A 2693-nucleotide genomic window follows, 5' to 3' on the forward strand; every position below is an offset into this window, starting at 1 on the left:
GCAAAATACTTCATGGCTGCTCCTCCTGATGTTTGTGGCGATCTACATCGACCACGTTCTCACATCTCGACAGGAGCAGCCGCCCTTGGCTCGGGCGAGACCCCAATCACCCCATCTGTTGAAGAAGTCAGGCGCGCTCGCAGACGAAACCTGAATCGTCGGCATTGTGGATGTAGAAGTGGCCGACGAGGCGACCCGCAGTGCCGATCATCGCCCATCCGCGACCGCAAGCGGGATCGCTTTCGTCGTGACCCTCCCACGAGAATTCCGCGCAGGGCGAGCCGTCTCGCGCGCCGTAGCGGACATCAAGGAAGCCTTTGAGGGCACCGAAGCCGATCTCGCCGTCCGTCGCGCCTTTGAATGTCAGATGCGCCTCTTCGACGAGATCGAGGAAATCGTTGTCCCAGACATCCATTTCGACGATACGCCAGTGACCGGCAAAGGCCTTGGCGATGGCTGGAACCTTGGCCATGTCAGTTGGTCCCAGCGATGAGCTTCGGCAGCCGCACCAGATTGTAGGCGGCGGCAGCGAAGGTGAAGCCCCATCCGACGCGGTCCCGGCCGCGGAACTTGGTTTGGCGCTGACCGGCGACCGTCTTGATCCAGCCGAACGCCTCTTCAATGCGCTTGCGAATACGCTGACTGACAGCATAGCCGCTATGCCGGGTGGTGCGCCCGTCGATGGCCGAACTACGGCCGCTCGTGTTTTGCGCTACATGCGGCGTCACCCCCATCGAGCGCAGCTCATTGACGAAGTCTTCCGCATCGTAGGCCTTGTCGGCGCCGAGCGTGATCGCCTGTGGCCGCTCCGCTCGAGGTTCGATCATGTGCAGTGCGGCCACCCGCTCAGCATGTCCGTCGGCCAGTGTCAGGCAGGCGTCGACCAGCAGGCCGTGGCGGTTCTCCATCAAGCCATGTCCCATAAAGCATAGCTTGGCCTCCTTGCCCTGTCCCTTGCGGTAGAGCTTGGCGTCGGGATCGGTGGTCGAGGCATGTGTGTCGTTCGAGCGCCTGTGGCCATGGAAGTCCGCTTCGGCGTTTCGCCCACCGCCCTGAGCCGGCGGCTCGCCTGAGTCATTCCCCGGCTCTTCGCCCGAACCGTCCTTCGGCTTGAGGCTCTTCATCGACGCCCACGCCTCGATCAGCGTCCCGTCGACCGAGAAGTGATCCGTGGAAAGGAGCTTCTTCACCTTGGGCTGCGCCAGCACCGCCGCCAGGAACTTTGCAGCGATGTCGCCCTCCAGCAACCGGTCGCGGTTCTTGGAGAACACCGAATGGTCCCAGGCTGCGTCGTCGATGCCGATGCCGACGAACCAGCGGAACAGAAGGTCGTATTCCAGCCGCTCCATCAAAAGCCGCTCCGAGCGGATCGAATAGAACGCCTGCAACAGCATCGCCCGCAGCAGCTTCTCCGGCGGGATCGAGGGCCGTCCGATCGGCGAGTACAGCGCCGCGAACTCGCGTAAAGGTCGTTCAACAGATTGAGGCGCCTCGCTCTACTGACCCCATCATGCGGCGGCCTAACGTCGACCGCGAAGAGAAGCGAGTGACCCGCGGGGCGACATGGTCCGGAAAATTATCAGCAGGAGCTTGACCTCAACGACCCCAATCAGAGAAGCCTGCTAGAGCCTTTCACGTTTTGACGGAAGCGTATCCAGCGTTGGCGAAGTAGTTTCCGCATTCGGTTGCCTCGATGGTTTCGACGAGGTGGCCGATGTGGCGCCAAGTGTCCTCGACGGTGCGTTTCTGCGCCTGGCGCATCCAGTGTTTGATCTTGGCGAAGGCCTGCTCGATCGGATTGAGATCCGGAGAGTAGGGCGGCAGGTACCAGAGCCTGGCGCCGGCGGCTTTGATCATTTGCCTGATGGCCGCCGACTTGTGGCTTCCAAGATTGTCCATGATGACGATATCGCCGGGCTTCAGCACAGTGATGAGCTGCTGCTCGACATAGGCGCGGAAGCATTGGCCGTTAATTGGCCCGTCGAAGACGCAAGGCGCCGCGAGCCGATCCCAGCGCAGGGCGCCGAGGAAGGTCAGCGTGCGCCAATGGCCGTGCGGAGCCAGGCCGCGCAGCCGCTGGCCCTTCGGCCCCCAACCGCGCAGCGGAGCCATGTTGGTCTTGATCCAGGTCTCGTCGATGAAGACCAGGCACCGCGGATCGAGGCCGCCCTGCCAGGATCGCCATCGCTGGCGCCTGCGGGCAATATCAGCACGCGCCTGCTCAAGGGCGAACAGCGTTTTATGGAATGGCCCGCCCTCCTTTGAGGCATCGGCTAGGATGCCTGTGTTTGGAAAGCGGAGAAGGACGAGCCATGACGATCATGATGCTGGGAATTGACCTTGGCAAGAACAGCTGCAGCGTTGCGGGGCTGGATTCGGATGGGAATGTGGTGCTGCGTCGCCGCATGCAGCCCAAGAGGGTCTTGAGCTTCGCCTCGAAGCTCGCACCCTGCACTGTAGCGATGGAAGCGTGCTGCGGCGCACATTATTTGGGACGGCTTCTGGCCGAACAAGGGCACGAGGTCCGATTGATGTCGCCGGAATATGTGCGTCCTTACGTGAAGGCGCAGAAGATGGGATGGTTGCCGCCCTCCCCAGACGGCATCGCAATGTGCCAAGGTCGTGGTGTTCAACGCCACGAAAAGGAGAGGACGGCAAATGGAAGATACAATGATCGGGGTGGACCTGGCAAA

General features: G+C 61.9%; 1 protein-coding gene and 3 pseudogenes. 1 reads left to right on the forward strand and 3 read right to left on the reverse strand.

All coding sequences use genetic code 11. The features are described from left to right. Nucleotides 1-127: 127 nt before the first annotated feature. The 3 genes and pseudogenes from PU724_RS33585 to PU724_RS33595 form a co-directional block, all read right to left on the reverse strand. Nucleotides 128-472: a hypothetical protein gene (locus tag PU724_RS33585; protein ID WP_354426079.1), complete on the reverse strand. Its 345-nt coding sequence runs from the start codon at nucleotides 470-472 to the stop codon at nucleotides 128-130. Nucleotide 473: 1 nt separating this feature from the next. Further along, a pseudogene (locus tag PU724_RS33590) lies at nucleotides 474-1463 on the reverse strand (IS5 family transposase); the annotation flags it as partial. A gap of 169 nt (nucleotides 1464-1632) precedes the next feature. After that, nucleotides 1633-2262: pseudogene (locus PU724_RS33595) on the reverse strand (IS630 family transposase); the annotation flags it as partial. 50 nt (nucleotides 2263-2312) lie between these two features. On the opposite strand from PU724_RS33595, the pseudogene PU724_RS33600 reads away from it, so the two are divergent. Beyond that, a pseudogene (locus tag PU724_RS33600) lies at nucleotides 2313-2693 on the forward strand (hypothetical protein); the annotation flags it as partial.

The sequence above is a fragment of the Mesorhizobium abyssinicae genome, from assembly GCF_049887195.1.
GTDB classification, from domain to species: Bacteria; Pseudomonadota; Alphaproteobacteria; order Rhizobiales; family Rhizobiaceae; genus Mesorhizobium; species Mesorhizobium abyssinicae.